Below are 15,007 nucleotides of genomic sequence, written 5' to 3' on the forward strand. Positions count from 1 at the left end.
TCCCGGCACCCCGCCGGCGCCGGAGGGACAACCCGCCCCGACCGAGCCCAACCCGGTCGACCCGAATGCCGGCCGCATCGACAACCCCGTCGGCGGCTTCAGCTTTGCTCTGCCGCCGGGCTGGGTCGAGTCCGACGCCTCCCACCTCGACTACGGTTCGGCACTGCTGAGCAAGACGACCGGACAGCCGCCCGCGGCCGGGCAGCCGCCACCTGTCGCCAACGACACCCGCATCGTGCTCGGCCGGCTGGATCAAAAGCTGTACGCCAGCGCCGAAGCCACCAATCCCAAGGCCGCGGTCCGGCTGGGCTCCGACATGGGCGAGTTCTTCATGCCGTACCCCGGCACCCGGATCAATCAGGAAACCGTTCCGCTCAATGCAAATGGGGTGCCCGGCAGTGCGTCGTACTACGAGGTCAAGTTCTCCGACCCGGCGAAACCGAATGGCCAGATCTGGACCGGTGTGATCGGTTCGCCGGCAGCCAACACGGCTAATGCCGGCCCGCCGCAGCGATGGTTCGTGGTGTGGCTCGGGACCGCGAACGACCCGGTCGACAAGAACGCGGCCAAGACGCTGACCGAGTCGATCCGGCCGATTGGCGCGCCGCCGGCCCCTGCGGCGGCTCCCGGTGCGCCCGCGCCGGCGTCACCGGCTCCGGCAGCACCCCCTCCGGGAGCGCCGCCTGCGGCTCCCGCCCCGGCAGCACCGGCTCCAGCAGCACCGGCTCCCGCAGCACCCGCACCAGCTGCGCCTGCCCCCGCAGCGCCGGCTCCCGCAGCTCCTGCTCCGGCAGCTCCCGCGGCGCCTGCTCCGGCGGCTCCGCCCGGTGAATCGCCGACGCCGCCCGCAGGTGCACCGGCGTCGCCGCAGCCACCCGCCGGCGCTCCCGCCGGCGAAATCAGCCCTGCTCCCGCACCCGCTCAGCGGACACTTCCGGCCTGACCGGGGCCGGCCGACCGCTGGCGCGCGGCCGTGCCGCAGCGTCAGGGCGCCGATCGTTCGCGCGATTGACTTGACCTGCAACGGGTATACCTTCGGAGTCTTTCCCGTCAGTCAACCCGAAGGAGCTCGTCGTGGTCTGGCACGTCATTTGGATGATCGTCCTGGGGCTTATCGTCGGCCTGATTGCGCGAGCCATCGTGCCCGGCAGGCAGTCGATGGGCTGGATCGCAACGGCGTTGCTCGGCATCGTGGGGGGGTATGTCGGCGGCACCCTGGGAAGCGTGGTCTTCCCACCGCACAAGTTCACCATCACCCCACCGATCCACCATTCGTTCTGGGGCGCGCTGGTCGGCGCGGTGATCCTATTGCTCATCTACAAGGCCGTCACTTCCCGCACCAGAACCTTGTAGGCCTCAGCGCAGGCGGTCGCGAGGGTGCGCAAATGCGCACCCAATTCGGCGAGTCGCGGTACAAATGCGCACCTTCGCGCGGGCGGACTTGCTAAGTTAGCCGGCGATTAAAAGGAGACCTCGTATGGATGTCACGGCAACGACCCAATACTTGGCCTTCTCCCCGCCGACGGCTGTCAGTTGGGTCGCCTACATCATCATCGGCGGAATCGCTGGGTGGATCGCGGGCAAGATAGTCAAAGGCGGTGGCGCGGGCATCCTGTTGAACATCGTCATCGGCGTAGTCGGCGGATTCATCGGAGGGATGCTGCTCAACTGGCTGCACGTCGACGTCGAACACGGACACAAGTGGTTCACCTTCTTCACCGCGCTCCTGGGCTCGGTCATCCTGCTCTCGATCGTCGCCATGGTTCGCAGGCGTTAAGTCGCCTAATACGTTGCGGCCGTGGTAGATCGACTAAACGACCACCGGGCTGCATGATGATTTAGGTGACCACGACGACGATGAGCGCGTGGCAGGTGCGTCGGCCCGGTCCGATGGAGACCCGCCCTCTCGAGCGAGTGACCACTCCACTACCGCGTCCGGCACCGTCCGAGCTGCTGGTGGCGATTCGCGCATGCGGGGTGTGCCGTACCGACCTGCACGTCACCGAGGGCGATCTACCGGTGCATCGTGAGCGGGTGACGCCCGGCCATGAAGTGGTGGGAGAGGTCGTCGAGGTGGGCGCTGAGGCCGGCGACGAGTTCAGCGTGGGGGACCGGGTCGGCATCGCCTGGCTGCGACACACCTGCGGGGTGTGCAAATACTGCAGCCGGGGCGACGAAAACCTGTGCCCCGAGTCCCGCTACACCGGGTGGGACGCTAACGGCGGATACGCCGAATTCGCGACGGTCCCAGCATCTTTCGCGCACCACCTACCGAGCGGCTACACCGACAGCGAGCTGGCGCCGCTGTTGTGCGCCGGCATCATCGGATACCGCTCGTTGCTGCGCGCCGAACTGCCGCCCGGCGGCCGGCTGGGCCTCTACGGCTTCGGCGGCAGCGCTCACATCACCGCACAGGTCGCATTGGCACAAGGCGCCGAGGTCCACGTGATGACCCGGGGAGCCGCCGCGCGCGAGCTCGCGTTGAACCTTGGCGCCACCTCGGCTCAAGGCGCCGCCGACGCGCCGCCGGTGCCGCTGGATGCCGCGATCCTGTTTGCTCCGGTCGGCGATCTGGTGCTGCCCGCAATGCAGGCTCTCGACCGAGGCGGCACGTTGGCGATCGCGGGGATCTACCTGTCCGACATTCCGGCGCTGAACTATCAGCGTCACCTGTTCCAGGAACGTCAGATCCGGTCGGTCACGTCCAACACCCGGGCCGATGCGCGAGCGTTCCTCGACTTCGCCGGACAGCATCACATCGAGGTGACCACGCCGGAATACCCGCTCGGACAAGCGGATCAGGCGCTGACCGACCTCAGCTCCGGGCGCGTCGCCGGCGCCGCGGTTTTGCTCGTGTAACGGCCGGCTCAGGTGGAGAGGTGCCAGACCAGCGCAGCGGCCAGGGCGCCCATTCCGTTGAGCGACCAGTGCAGCGCGATCGGCGCGAGCAGGCTGCCGCTGCGCCGACGCAACCAGCTGAAGACGAACCCGGCCGCCCCGGTGGCCAGCACCGCCAGCGTCACCCCGGCCAGCATCCCCATGCTGCCCCCGCCGAACAGCCGGCTGAAGCCGACGTTGCCGCTCGTCAGACCCAGGGACGTCGCGACATGCCACAGACCGAACAGCAGCGACCCCATCAATGCCACACCGCGGAATCCCCAGGCCCGGTTCAGTGCGCCGTGCAGCACACCACGAAATGCCAGCTCCTCGGGGATCACCGTTTGCAGCGGAATCATGACCATCGACGCGATCAGTGCGCCGGAGATGGTCGCGTAGTGATGGTTCATGAACATCGGCCGGGTCATCGGCAACAGCACTCCGACCACGATCACCGAGAGCACGACGGTCACCGCGGCCAGCGCGTAGCCCAGCCCTGATCTCCAATGCTCGCGTCCCAGGCCGAGTTCGGCCCACCCCAGACCGCGCCAACGGACCAGCGCCACCAAGGCGACGGCGGCGGCCGGGACGGTAGCGATGCTGGCCCACGGTGTGGTGAAGTGCGCGATCAAGTTTGTCAGCACCAGCACCACCACGACGATGCCGATGTCCACGTGCAGCCGGAACCGGTTCAACGCCGCAGCGGGCGGCGCAGAAGGTTGCAGAACGTGGTCGGGCATTGTCGTGAAGTTTACCTGCGGACGACGCGGGGTCAGCCTTGGTTCGGTGCAAGCCGGCGGCGCGCATAGGCCGTGAGCTCGGCGGACAGTGCGTCGGCCCGCAGCAGCCGCGGAAGCAGCTCGGGTTCCGTCATTCGGGCGCGGAACACCAGCCCGATGGTCACGTCGTGGTCGGGCCGGGAAACGACGGTGATCTCGTCGCCGGCGCGCACCGTTCCGGGCTCGATCACCCTCAGGTAGGCGCCGGGCTTGCCGGCCTGGGTGAAGGTTTTGATCCAGTGGTCCAGCTTCAGGAATGCCACAAATGTCCGGCACGGCGTCCTGGGTGCGGAGACTTCGAGCAGCAAGCCGTCAGTGCCGACGCGCCATCGTTCGCCGATCCGCGCGCCGGTCACGTCGACGCCCACGGTGGTCAAGTTCTCGCCGAAGTTTCCGTGGGCGAGCGTGCGCTGGAGCTCGGTCTCCCAGACATCCAGATCTTCGCGCGCGTATGCGTAGACGGCCTGGTCGTCGCCGCCGTGGTATTTCGGGTTGCCGATGGTGTCGCCGACGAGGCCGCTGCCCAGACCGCCGTGCATCGGACCCGGATCGCGGACCATGACCGGTTCGGTTACGGGCAGCTTGTATATGCCGGTGACCTTCGACATCCCGCGCGGGTCTGGGTTCTCCCGAGCATGGGCCACGTTGACCGACAACACTTTTGCCACCGTCACCCGCTTAGAGTCCAGCCCGCGATTTGCGGGTCGTCTTCACCATGCTCACGCGTGTAACGACGCGCCGCGAGCCGGGCGTCGGCCATCCGCTGGCGCAGCACGGCGGCCCGGCTGCCCAGGCCCTCCACTCGGTCGATGACGTCCATCACCAGATGGAACCGGTCGAGGTCGTTCAGCATCACCATGTCGAACGGCGTCGTCGTGGTACCGCGCTCCTTGAATCCGCGCACATGAATGTGCGCATGGTTGCTGCGGCGATACGTGAGCCGGTGAATCAGCCAAGGGTAGCCGTGGTAGGCGAATATCACCGGCTTGCCGGTACTGAACAGCGCATCGAATTCCTTGTCCGGCAACCCATGTGGGTGCTCGGAGTTAGGTTGCAGACGCATCAGGTCGACGACGTTGATCACCCGCACCTGAAGTTCGGGCAGTTCGTGTCGCAGGATGTCGGCGGCCGCGAGGGTCTCCAGCGTCGGGATGTCACCGGCGCAGGCCAGCACCACGTCGGGCTCGCCGGCAGCGGTGCTCGCCCACTGCCAGATGCCCAGCCCGCGGGTGCAGTGCGCGATCGCCTCGTCCATCGACAGGTAGGCCAACGCGGGTTGCTTGCCGGCAACGATCACGTTCACGTAGTCGCGGCTGCGCAGGCAGTGGTCCGCGACCGACAGCAAGGTGTTGCCGTCCGGCGGCAGGTAGACCCGTACCACCTCGGCCCGCTTGTTGGCGACCAGGTCGATGAAGCCGGGATCCTGATGAGACGCGCCGTTGTGGTCCTGACGCCACACGTGCGAGCTCAGCAGGTAGTTCAGCGACGCGATCGGTCGCCGCCAAGGCAGCTCGAGGCAGGTGGACAGCCATTTCGCGTGCTGATTGAACATCGAGTCGACGATGTGCACGAACGCCTCGTAGCAGTTGAACAGGCCGTGGCGGCCGGTCAGCAGATATCCCTCCAGCCAGCCCTGGCACAGGTGCTCGGACAACACCTCCATCACCCGGCCGTCGGCGGACAGATGATCGTCTTCGGGACCGGTCTCGGACAGCCAGACCTTGCCGGTCGCCTCGAACACCGCCGACAGCCGGTTAGAAGCGGTCTCGTCGGGACCCATCAGCCGGAAGTTGTCCAGGTTGCGGCTGATCACGTCCCGCAGGAAAGCCCCCAGCACGCGGGTGGCCTCATGGGTCGTGACGGCAGGTTCGGTGACCTTCACCGCGTAGTCGCGGAAGTCCGGGAGGTCCAGGTCGCGCAGCAACAGGCCGCCGTTGGCGTGCGGGTTGGCGCTCATCCGCCGACCACCGCTCGGCGCGGCCGCCTTCAGCTCGGGACGCAGCGCGCCGCTCTCGTCGAACAGCTCCTCGGGGCGGTAATCGCGCAGCCATTCTTCCAGTTGCGCACGGTGCGTTGGGTTTTGGTGCGTCTCGGCCAGCGGCACCTGGTGGGAGCGCCAGGTGCCCTCCACCTGATGGCCGTCCACCACTTTCGGCCCCGTCCAGCCCTTCGGTGTGCGCAGCACGATCATCGGCCACACCGGCCGCTCGGTCTGGCCAGAGTCGCGCGCCGCCCGCTGAATCGCCGCGATCTCGTCGAACGCATCGTCCAACGCGGCGGCCAGCTGCTGATGCACCGAGGCCGGCTCGTCGCCGGCGACCACGATCGGCCGATAGCCGTAGCCGCGCAGCAGCGCTTCGAGCTCGGCGTGCGGGATGCGTGCCAGCACAGTCGGATTGGCGATCTTGTATCCGTTGAGGTGCAGGATCGGCAGCACCGCGCCGTCGACGGCCGGGTTGAGGAACTTGTTCGAATGCCAGCCCGCTGCCAGCGGGCCGGTCTCGGCCTCGCCGTCACCGACCACGCAGGCGACGACCAGATCGGGGTTGTCGAAAGCCGCGCCGTAGGCATGCACCAGCGCGTAACCGAGCTCGCCGCCCTCGTGGATCGACCCCGGCGTCTGGGCGGCCACGTGGCTCGGAATGCCGCCGGGGAAGGAGAACTGACGGAACAGCCGCCGCATGCCGTCGGTGTTTTCGCCGATGCCGGTGTACACCTCGCTGTAGGTGCCTTCGAGATAGGCGTTGGCGACCAGCCCCGGGCCGCCGTGACCGGGCCCGGTGACATAGATGACGTTGGCGTCGCGGTTGCGAATGATCCGGTTCAGGTGCGCATAGATGAGATTGAGCCCCGGCGTGGTGCCCCAGTGCCCGAGCAGCCGCGGTTTGACGTGCTCAGCGGCTAGCGGCTCGGCGAGCAGCGGGTTGTCCAGCAGATAGATCTGGCCGACGGAGAGATAGTTCGCCGCACGCCAATACGCGTCGATCAGGGCCAGCTCGTCGTCGGGAAGGACAGTCGGGGTGGTCGCGCTTTCCGGGCTCATCTGCCCGATTGTCCCGGTCGTCGGTGAACGGCTCGGTCAGCGGTGCTCACGCTTCGCCGCGAGCCCGGGCTTCGTAGGCCTTGCGCTGCTCGACGTCGACGTCGTCGGTGAACACATGCTCGCCGCCGAGGATGCGGTTCAATCCCTCGCGGAACACCCGCGGCATGAAGTACTGCGACGCGACCATGGCGCCGGCCGCACGGGTGACCCGCACCCGCGGCTTGGGCCGGGCGATGAGCCCGATGATCGCGTCGGCGATTTCTGCGGGCTCGGCGTTCCTGAACCCCCTGGCGCCGTGGGTGCCCGAGATGAGCTCGGTGTTGACGAACGACGGCGACACCATCGAGAACTTGATTCCGGCCTTGCGGTACTCCAGCCGCGCCGAGTCGGTGAACGCGACGACGGCGTGCTTGCTGGCGCAATACGTGGCCAGCCCGGCAGCGTAGATCTCCCCGGCCAGCGAAGCGACGTTGATGACGTGCCCTCGTCCACGCGGGATCATGCGCTGCACCGCCAGCTTGCTGCCCAGGATCACGCCGTAGACGTTGATGTCGAGGATGCGGCGGGTCACGGCGTCCGGCTCGTCGATGATCCGGCCGACGGGCATGATGCCCGCGTTGTTGACCAGCACGTCGATCGGGCCGAGTTGACGCTCTACCTGGTCCAGGAAGTCGGAGAACGAATCCCTGTCGCTGACATCGAGTTTGCCGTACACATCGAGGCCGAGCTCGGCGCCGGACTCCTTCACCGTCGCCTCGTCGATGTCGCCGATCGCAACCTTGGCGCCCAGCTTGTGCAGTGCGGTCGCGGTGGCCAATCCGATGCCCCGGGCTCCGCCTGTGATGACGACCACCTTGTCGCGGACCTTGAGACCGACGGATGCGGTATCAGCCATTTTCGTCCCTTCGAAGTCTTGACGGGTGTCAACTAGCACAGCACGCGAGCCCGGGCTGCGCAATATCCGGAGCCGTCCACGGTCGTCCGTCGCGCTGCTGAATCGCCGACCGTCACACCACAGTGGCAATGGACGGCGACCGCCACTCCGGCGTGACGCTCGGGGGGTCGATCAGACCCTGCGATAGGTTCGACCCATGCCAGTTGACCCCAGGACGCCGGTACTGATCGGCTACGGCCAGGTCAACCACCGAGACCCGATCGACCCCGAGACACGGTCTGTGGAGCCGGTCGACCTGATGGCAACGGCGGCCCGGCAAGCTGGCGACCCTCACGTTCTGCGTGCTGTGGACGCCATCCGCGTGGTCAACATCCTGTCGGCGCAGTACCGGGACGCCGGGCTGTTGCTCGGCGAACGGATCGGCGCCCGCGACTTCACCACCCTGTACAGCCCCGTCGGCGGCAACGTACCGCAGTCGCTTGTCAACCAGGCGTGCCTGGACATCCAGCAGGGACGCGCCGGCGTGGTGCTGCTGGCCGGCGCCGAAACCTGGCGTACCCGCCGGGGGCTGCGGGCCAGAGGCGGCAAGCTGGTGTGGACAGCTCAGGACCAATCGGTGCCGATGGCCGAAGTGGCCGGGGACGACGTGCCGATGGCCGGTGACGCCGAGATCCGCATCAAGCTGGACCGCCCGGCCTACGTGTACCCGCTGTTCGAACAGGCGCTGCGAATCGCCAACGGCGAGTCGGTCGACGGTCATCTGCGCCGCATCAGCGAGCTCTGGGCACGTTTCAACGGAGTTGCCGTAGACAATCCGAACGCCTGGATCCAAAAGCCGGTTACTGCCGAGGAGATCGCGCAACCCGGCCCACAGAACCGGATGATCAGCTGGCCCTACACCAAGTTGATGAACTCCAACAACATGGTCGACCAGGGCGCCGCGCTCATCCTGACGTCGGCTGAACAGGCACAACGGCTGCAGATCCCGACTGATCGCTGGATTTTCCCGCAGGCGGGCACCGACGCGCACGACACCTCGGCCGTCGCCGAGCGCGCCGAGCTGCACCGCTCGCCGGCCATCCGGATAGCCGGCGAGCGAGCCCTCGAGCTGGCCGGCCTGGGGATCGACGATATCGACTACGTCGACCTGTACTCCTGCTTTCCGTCTGCCGTTCAAGTCGCAGCCAACGAACTTGGCCTCAGCATCGTCGATCCCGCGCGGCCGCTGACCGTCACCGGCGGCCTGACCTTCGCAGGCGGCCCGTGGAGCAACTACGTGATGCATTCCATCGCCACCATGGCCGAGCTGCTGGTTGCCAATCCCGGACGGCGTGGCCTGATCACGGCCAACGGTGGCTACCTGACCAAGCACAGCTTCGGCGTCTACAGCACCGAACCGCCGGACGAATTCCGTTGGGAGGACGCGCAATCCGCAGTGGACCAGGAACCAGTCCGGAAGAGGCTCACCGAATGGGAAGGCGTGGGCACCGTCGAGGCCTGGACCACACCGTTCGACCGAGACGGACATCCCGAGAAGGTCTTCTTGGCGGTCCGCACACCTGACGACGCACGCGCGCTCGCGGTGATCCCCGATCCCGCGACGGCCGAAAAGTCCGTTCGCGAGGATATCGCCGGCACCGAGGTCACCGTCCACGCCGACGGCACCGCGACGCTGTGAGCATCCATGGCTACCGTCGATCTACCGGCTCAGGCTGGTCAGATCCGACCCGGCCAGCGTGAGCGAATTTTGACGCGACAGCAAAAGCGACCCGAATTCACGCAGGGTGCCTATTGTCGAGGATGTTGGGAGGTGAGTCGGGGTGCGGATCCTGCTAACCGGTGCCACCGGGGCAGTCGGCCGACTCGTGGCGCGACACCTGGTGGCGGCGGGGCACACCGTCAGCGGCATCTCGCAGCGCCCGCACGCATATTTGCCCCCACAGGTCGACCTTGTCTGCGCCCGGCTGAGTAGCCCCGTCCTGCACGACCTGGCCTCGGACGCCGACGCGGTGATCCATCTGGCGCCGGTGGACAGCACCGCACCGGGTGGCGAAGGCATCAACGGCGTCGCCCACGTCACGCACGCGGCCGCCCGTGCCGGTGCCCGCATGCTTTTCGTCTCCCAGGCCGCCGGACAACCCGACCTGTACCGGCCGGCCGAGGCACTGGTGTCCACGAGTTGGACGCCGAGCCTGGTCGTCCGCATCGCGCCGCCGGTCGGCCGCCAGCTCGACTGGATGGTGTGCAGAACGGTGGCCACCATGCTGCGCGCCCGGGTGTCCGAACAGCCGATGCGGGTTCTGCACCTCGACGATCTGGCCCGGTTCCTGGTTGCGGCGCTGAGCACCGACCGCTCCGGCGTCGTCGACCTGGCCACCCCGGACACAGTCAACATGGTCACCGCGTGGCGGCTGCTGCGATCCGTCGATCCCCGGTCTCGGGTGCCGCGGGTTCGCAACTGGGCGGAGCTCTTTCCCACGATGGATCTTGCTGCCGTGCAAGAGGATTGGCGATTCGAGTTCGGCTGGCACGCGAGTGAGGCCGTCGCCGACACCGCGCGCGGACTGGTGGGCCGTCACCTCGATGCCGCCGGCGCAACCCACCAAGCCGGCCATCTGGCGCTTCCGGTGGAACCGCTACCGCGGCTTGCGCCGCCCGACGGGCTGAAACCCGCGGTGCCCGAGGCGCTGGAAGGTGAGTTCGACGACCGCATCGATCCGCGATTCCCGGTGTTCAGCGCCACCAGCCTGGCCGAGGCGCTGCCGGGACCGCTGACCCCGATCACGCTGGATGTGCAGATGAGCGGACTGCGCGCGGCGAGCCGGGTGATGGGACAGGTACTGGCGCTGGGCGGCGTTGTCGGCGACGAATGGGCAAGCAGAGCCATCGCGGTGTTCGGCCATCGCCCGTATGTCGGTGTCTCGGCCAACGTCGTCGCGGCCACCCAGCTGCCTGGCTGGGACCAGCAAACCGTCATCCAGCGCACCCTGGGCGAGCAGCAGCAAAACACCCAATTGTTGCCGTTCGGCCGCCCGCGCCTCGCGGGTGGGCCGCTCGGCTCGGTGGCCAAAGCGATCGTCGCGGGGCGGTCGCTGGCCCTGTTGCGCCACGTATGGGCCGATACGGTGGCCTATAACGCTGCGGCGACGGCCGAGCACCTGGATGCGCGAAGGCTGTCTTCGCTGCCCGACGCCGGCCTGCAAGTGCGGCTTCCGCTGTTGCGGGATCGGATTCACCAGGGCTGGATCCTCACCGCACTGTGGGTCATCGACAGCGGTATGACCGCGGCGGCGCTACAGCACACCAGCGCCCGCGGCCATCTGTCCGGCGTGAGCACGATCATGGAGAGCGGCCGTATCGCTACCGAAACCGCGGCGTTTGCCGCGACGTTGAGGGCCAATCCGCAGCTGATGGCGCTCGCTTGCAGCGGCGACGTAGACGGCGTGCGGGTGTTGTTCCCGCATGCGGCGCGCGCCCTCGATGCGGCGCTCACCCGGATCGGGCACCGAGGGCCCGGAGAAGCCGAACTTGCGCAACCCGCGTTCGAGGACGACCCGGCGATGCTGCTGATGGCCGCCGCCGAAGCCGCTGAACGACCCGCCGAGCCGACACCGCCGGCAACTTTGGCCCGGCGGCGGGCCGACAGCGCCCGCGACGCACGGGAACTCGCCCACGACACCACTCTCCGCTATACGCATGCTTTTCGAATGGCCCTGCGCGAGCTGGGATCTCGGCGCGTGGCGGCCGACGTGATCGACGTCGTCGACGACGTGTATTACTTGACCTGCGACGAGGTGGTCACTATGCCGGCCGATGCCCGGCTGCGGATCAAACGCCGGCGCGCCGAGCGGGAGCGTCTGCAGGTACAGCCCCCGCCCGATGTCATCCACGGGGGTTGGACGCCGGTCGACGAAGAGCCGGACTAGATCAACCGAGCAGGTCAGCCAGCGGCGACTGCGGGTCGGCCAGCTTGCCGGCGTCAACCGGAGCCTTGGACCGGATCAGGGCTTTGACGTCGTCGAGCACGTCCCAGACATTGACGTTCATTCCCGCCAGCACACGGCTGTTGCCGTCGAGCCAAAAGGCGACGAATTCCCGGCCGACGACATCGCCGCGAAACACCACCCGATCGAAGCTGGGGGCGTGACCGGCATATTCCATGCCGAGGTCGTACTGGTCGGTGAAGAAGTAGGGCAGCTCGTCGTATTCGCCTGGCTTGCCCAGCATTCCGGCCACCGCTACCGCGGGCTGCTTGAGCGCGTTGGCCCAGTGCTCGGTGCGAATCCGGACACCGAACAGCGGGTGCTCGGCGGCGGCGATGTCGCCGACCGCATAGATGTCGGCATCGCTGGTGCGCAGCGACGGGTCCACCGCCACGCCGCCGTCACTCATGGAAAGCCCGGCCTGCTCAGCGAGTTCGATGTTCGGCTTTGCGCCGACGGCCACCAACACGGTGTCGGCCTTTACCGTCGACCCGTCGGCCAACTTGAGCCCGGTTGCTTTGCCCTGCTCCGTCGGGATCTCCTCGACCTGTGCCTCCAGCCGCAGGTCCACCCCGTGGTCGCGGTGGAGGTTGGCAAACACTTCGCCGACGGTTTCACCGAGCGCTGCCATCAGCGGTTGCTTGGCGGTTTCGACGACGGTCACGTTGGCACCGCGCTGACGGGCGGCCGCGGCCACCTCCAGCCCGATCCACCCGGCACCCACCACCGCCAGCGAACTCCCATCGGCCAGAACAGAATTCAGTGCGGCAGCGTCGCCGAACGTCCGCAGATAGTGGACTCCGGCGGCATCGGATCCTGGTATCGGCGCATGCCGCGACGCCGATCCGGTCGCCAGTAGCAGTTTGTCGTAGCCGAGCGTTGTGCCGTCGGGCAGGCCGACGGTGTGCGCGGCGGGATCCAGTGACGAGACCCGCACACCCAGCCTCAAGTCGACGTCGTGTTCGCGGTACCAATCGGAGTTGTGCACGGTGAAGTCGTTCAGCGACTTCTTACCGGCCAGGTACTCCTTGGACAGCGGGGGGCGTTCGTAGGGCAAAAGATCCTCTTCGCACAGGAGAACGGCGGTGCCATCAAAGTCGTTGTCGCGCAATGCTTCTACTGCCTTAGCGCCGGCAAGCCCACCGCCGACGATGACGAATGTGCTCGAGCTGGCCATGGTTGCTGCTCCATTCTGTTGTCGACGCCGCCAGCCTACCCGCGGCCGATCAGCTCAAAAGTTCGCGCAGCTTCAGCGCATTGCGGACGGCGTGACCACCGAGGTCATTGTTGAAGTACATCCATACGTCGCGGCCGTCGTCGCCCCATTGCGCGATCCGGTCGGCCCAGCGGTGCAATTCGTCGTCGGTGTAGTTGCCGGCATAGATCGAGTCCTGAGGCGGGCCGTGCATCCGGATGTATACGAAATCGGTGGTGGCCCGCGGGACGCACGCCAGTCCGGCGCCGCTCATCACTACGTACGCAGCGGCATGGCGTTCCAGCAGCTCGTAGACGGCCTCGTCATTCCACGACGGGTGACGCAACTCGATGGCGACCCGGATTGACGGAGGCACCGCAGCCAGAAACGAATCCAGGCGAGCGTCGTCGCGCTTCTGCTCCGGATGCAATTGCACCAGCAGCACTCCACGGCGATCACCCAAAATCTGCCAACACCGTTCGAACCGCTCGATCCACGGTTCGGGCGAGGCCAGCCGACGGTAGTGTGTCAATCCGCGATGCGCTTTGACAGACATGGTGCAGCCGCGCGGCATCTGATCGCGCCACGCCGCGAACGTCGACTCCTTCGGCCATCGGTAGAAACTCGCATTGAGCTCGACCGTGTCGAACGTCTCGAGAAACCGCGCAAACCGCTTGGCGGAAGGCAATTTTGGCGGGTAGAGCACGTCGGTCCAATGGTCGTAGGACCAGCCCGACGTGCCGATCCGCACCGTCACAGGTTTCTCAATCGGTCACCTGCCGTCGCACGCCCTCGTCCAGCGACACCCGCACCAGAGCGGCCGCCAGACGGGCGTTGGCACGCGGAGCCAGCGATGCCAACTTCGTTAGGTTAGTAGGCAGGCCAAGCTGTTTGGCGGCGCCGACGGCCCGGTCGTCGAAGTATGGGCGCACCCACGTCCAGACGTCTTGCACTTCCCGCAGGTAGATGTCGGCGCCGGTGTCGCCGATTCCCTTGAACTGCTTGAGCATACGTTTCGCCGCACCCACGTCCCGCTCACTACCGAGTGCGCGCAGGTCGCCGCCGTACTCGTCGCGAACTCGCTCGGCCATGTCCGTAAGTCGGGTGGCCGAGCTCTCGTCGTAGCGCACGTAGTGAGCGCGGCCGAACGCGCTGATCATGGTGCGCCTGTCGGACGCCAGTACGGCTTTCGGCGTGCGCAGACCGGTGCGGAACAACTCCCGGGCCGCGCTCGTGGCGATCGCGGCGTCGATCGGCTTGCTCGCGAGCATGCACAGCACCAGCAACTGAAAAAGCGGCATCGGCTTGTCGTTGAGCCGGATTCCGGCCTCAGCCGCATACGTGGTACCGGCGATTTTGAGCAGCCGTCGCACTCGTTCGGCCTGGTCCATACCCCGCGGCTTACCCGCACCGCGCGGCTGCAAACTGCCTTTTCTGGGACGCCGGTTGGAGTTGTCGCACGCTTGCTTGCCATTTCGCGTACAACAAGTCCACGTTCGGCGTCGGCTAAACGCTTACTTGGACGGCAGCGTTCGCGCGTAGTCCACGCCCCGGCTGACCCAACCCTGAAGCTGCCGTTTGGTTTTGACGCCCTCGATGTCGACGCGTAGCCAGCCCCGCATCTCGCGGCCGCCCATCACCATAAGACTGACGTGTGCGCGTGTCAGCAGTTTGTCGGTGTCCTCCGGCGGCACCCGCACCAACAGCCCGCCCTGTCCGCTGGCCGCCACGGACATGTTGCCGTTGATCAGGAAGGCCAACCCGCCGAACATCCGCTTCTCTTCGACCCCGCGCTGCGGAGCCACCAGTTCGCGGATCCGGTTGGCCAGGTCCTCGTCGTAGGCCATCAGTCCAGGTCGACACGGATGGTGAGCAGGTCGCTGCCCATCAAGCGGACAACGGCACTGTTCAGCCGAGGCAGGTTTCCCAGCCGCCGCACTGGATCGTCGTCGGGCATTAGGTGCGCGGTTCCGTTGCGCCACTTTCCGCCGACGCGCACCCGCACCGCCGGGTTGGCCTCCATATTGCGCACGTAGTCGGAATGCTCGCCGTGCTCGGAGACCATCCAGAATTGGTTGTCGATCACTCTGCCGCCGACCGCGGTGAGCCGCGGCTTTCCGGACTTGCGGCCGATCGTTTCGATCATCGTCACCGGCAATTGCCGACCGATCGGATTGACCACGAGCCGTTGTACGCGATGAACCACTTGCCGTTTGAGACTCACGGGGTCCATTA

The 15,007-nt window shown here is 67.0% G+C and carries 15 protein-coding genes; 6 read left to right on the forward strand and 9 right to left on the reverse strand.

Features of this window, described 5'->3' with window-relative positions; translation table 11 throughout:
* The 4 genes from A9W99_RS20175 to A9W99_RS20190 form a co-directional block, all read left to right on the forward strand.
* Window positions 1-943, forward strand: a 943-nt coding sequence (locus A9W99_RS20175; RefSeq protein ID WP_156623207.1) for an APA family fibronectin-binding glycoprotein, incomplete at its 5' end; no start/stop codon positions are given.
* A 131-nt stretch (window positions 944-1,074) separates the two neighbouring features.
* Window positions 1,075-1,353, forward strand: coding sequence for a GlsB/YeaQ/YmgE family stress response membrane protein (locus A9W99_RS20180; RefSeq protein ID WP_067382261.1), 279 nt, complete (start codon window positions 1,075-1,077; stop codon window positions 1,351-1,353).
* A gap of 124 nt (window positions 1,354-1,477) precedes the next feature.
* A complete protein-coding gene (locus A9W99_RS20185; protein ID WP_067382263.1) occupies window positions 1,478-1,777 on the forward strand; it encodes a GlsB/YeaQ/YmgE family stress response membrane protein in 300 nt (99 codons plus the stop codon).
* Between the two features lie 80 nt (window positions 1,778-1,857).
* Complete coding sequence (locus A9W99_RS20190; RefSeq protein WP_067382436.1) at window positions 1,858-2,859, forward strand: zinc-binding alcohol dehydrogenase family protein; 1,002 nt, start codon at window positions 1,858-1,860, stop codon at window positions 2,857-2,859.
* Window positions 2,860-2,867: 8 nt separating this feature from the next.
* Here A9W99_RS20190 and A9W99_RS20195 read toward each other — a convergent pair whose 3' ends face one another.
* Genes A9W99_RS20195 through A9W99_RS20210 form a run of 4 tightly spaced genes read right to left on the reverse strand, consistent with a single transcriptional unit; the run spans window position 2,868 to window position 7,594 of the window.
* Window positions 2,868-3,617: a CPBP family intramembrane glutamic endopeptidase gene (locus A9W99_RS20195; RefSeq protein ID WP_067382266.1), complete on the reverse strand. Its 750-nt coding sequence runs from the start codon at window positions 3,615-3,617 to the stop codon at window positions 2,868-2,870.
* A gap of 32 nt (window positions 3,618-3,649) precedes the next feature.
* Complete coding sequence (locus tag A9W99_RS20200; protein WP_067382440.1) at window positions 3,650-4,315, reverse strand: MOSC domain-containing protein; 666 nt, start codon at window positions 4,313-4,315, stop codon at window positions 3,650-3,652.
* An 11-nt stretch (window positions 4,316-4,326) separates the two neighbouring features.
* A complete protein-coding gene (locus A9W99_RS20205) occupies window positions 4,327-6,699 on the reverse strand; it encodes a phosphoketolase (protein ID WP_067382268.1) in 2,373 nt (790 codons plus the stop codon).
* Between the two features lie 46 nt (window positions 6,700-6,745).
* On the reverse strand, window positions 6,746-7,594 hold the full coding sequence (locus A9W99_RS20210; protein ID WP_067382269.1) for an SDR family oxidoreductase: 849 nt from the start codon (window positions 7,592-7,594) through the stop codon (window positions 6,746-6,748).
* 196 nt (window positions 7,595-7,790) lie between these two features.
* On the opposite strand from A9W99_RS20210, the gene A9W99_RS20215 reads away from it, so the two are divergent.
* Both A9W99_RS20215 and A9W99_RS20220 read left to right on the forward strand, forming a co-directional pair.
* Entirely contained in the window at window positions 7,791-9,272 is a 1,482-nt protein-coding gene (locus tag A9W99_RS20215; protein ID WP_067382277.1) for an acetyl-CoA acetyltransferase, read from the forward strand.
* Between the two features lie 142 nt (window positions 9,273-9,414).
* Window positions 9,415-11,520 carry an NAD-dependent epimerase/dehydratase family protein gene (locus A9W99_RS20220; protein ID WP_067382280.1) on the forward strand — a complete coding sequence of 702 codons (2,106 nt, stop codon included), beginning with the start codon at window positions 9,415-9,417 and terminating at the stop codon, window positions 11,518-11,520.
* A 1-nt stretch (window position 11,521) separates the two neighbouring features.
* Here the strand turns inward: A9W99_RS20220 and A9W99_RS20225 are convergent, their stop codons facing one another.
* The 5 genes from A9W99_RS20225 to A9W99_RS20245 all read right to left on the reverse strand — a co-directional run bounded on the left by A9W99_RS20225 (window position 11,522) and on the right by A9W99_RS20245 (window position 15,005).
* Window positions 11,522-12,754 carry an NAD(P)/FAD-dependent oxidoreductase gene (locus tag A9W99_RS20225; protein WP_067382283.1) on the reverse strand — a complete coding sequence of 411 codons (1,233 nt, stop codon included), beginning with the start codon at window positions 12,752-12,754 and terminating at the stop codon, window positions 11,522-11,524.
* Between the two features lie 49 nt (window positions 12,755-12,803).
* Window positions 12,804-13,529 (reverse strand): DUF72 domain-containing protein, encoded by a 726-nt coding sequence (locus tag A9W99_RS20230; protein WP_067382286.1) that lies wholly within the window; start codon window positions 13,527-13,529, stop codon window positions 12,804-12,806.
* 7 nt (window positions 13,530-13,536) lie between these two features.
* Complete coding sequence (locus tag A9W99_RS20235; RefSeq protein ID WP_067382289.1) at window positions 13,537-14,163, reverse strand: endonuclease; 627 nt, start codon at window positions 14,161-14,163, stop codon at window positions 13,537-13,539.
* A gap of 123 nt (window positions 14,164-14,286) precedes the next feature.
* Window positions 14,287-14,619: a TfoX/Sxy family protein gene (locus A9W99_RS20240; RefSeq protein ID WP_067382291.1), complete on the reverse strand. Its 333-nt coding sequence runs from the start codon at window positions 14,617-14,619 to the stop codon at window positions 14,287-14,289.
* Window positions 14,619-15,005, reverse strand: coding sequence for a nitroreductase/quinone reductase family protein (locus A9W99_RS20245; RefSeq protein ID WP_067382293.1), 387 nt, complete (start codon window positions 15,003-15,005; stop codon window positions 14,619-14,621). The genes A9W99_RS20240 and A9W99_RS20245 overlap by 1 nt, the downstream gene beginning before the upstream one ends.
* Window positions 15,006-15,007 lie beyond the last annotated feature (2 nt).

The sequence above is a fragment of the Mycobacterium sp. 1164966.3 genome, assembly GCF_001665395.1.
Taxonomy (GTDB): Bacteria; Actinomycetota; Actinomycetes; order Mycobacteriales; family Mycobacteriaceae; genus Mycobacterium.

Bases quoted from the DNA above. Each gene is read 5' to 3' on its own strand.
- A9W99_RS20185 (WP_067382263.1), top strand. From the start codon at position 1,478: ATGGATGTCACGGCAACGACCCAATACTTGGCCTTCTCCCCGCCGACG.
- A9W99_RS20190 (WP_067382436.1), top strand. From the start codon at position 1,858: ATGAGCGCGTGGCAGGTGCGTCGGCCCGGTCCGATGGAGACCCGCCCT.
- A9W99_RS20195 (WP_067382266.1), bottom strand. From the start codon at position 3,617: ATGCCCGACCACGTTCTGCAACCTTCTGCGCCGCCCGCTGCGGCGTTG.
- A9W99_RS20205 (WP_067382268.1), bottom strand. From the start codon at position 6,699: ATGAGCCCGGAAAGCGCGACCACCCCGACTGTCCTTCCCGACGACGAG.
- A9W99_RS20210 (WP_067382269.1), bottom strand. From the start codon at position 7,594: ATGGCTGATACCGCATCCGTCGGTCTCAAGGTCCGCGACAAGGTGGTC.
- A9W99_RS20215 (WP_067382277.1), top strand. From the start codon at position 7,791: ATGCCAGTTGACCCCAGGACGCCGGTACTGATCGGCTACGGCCAGGTC.
- A9W99_RS20225 (WP_067382283.1), bottom strand. From the start codon at position 12,754: ATGGCCAGCTCGAGCACATTCGTCATCGTCGGCGGTGGGCTTGCCGGC.
- A9W99_RS20235 (WP_067382289.1), bottom strand. From the start codon at position 14,163: ATGGACCAGGCCGAACGAGTGCGACGGCTGCTCAAAATCGCCGGTACC.
- A9W99_RS20240 (WP_067382291.1), bottom strand. From the start codon at position 14,619: ATGGCCTACGACGAGGACCTGGCCAACCGGATCCGCGAACTGGTGGCT.
- A9W99_RS20245 (WP_067382293.1), bottom strand. From the start codon at position 15,005: ATGGACCCCGTGAGTCTCAAACGGCAAGTGGTTCATCGCGTACAACGG.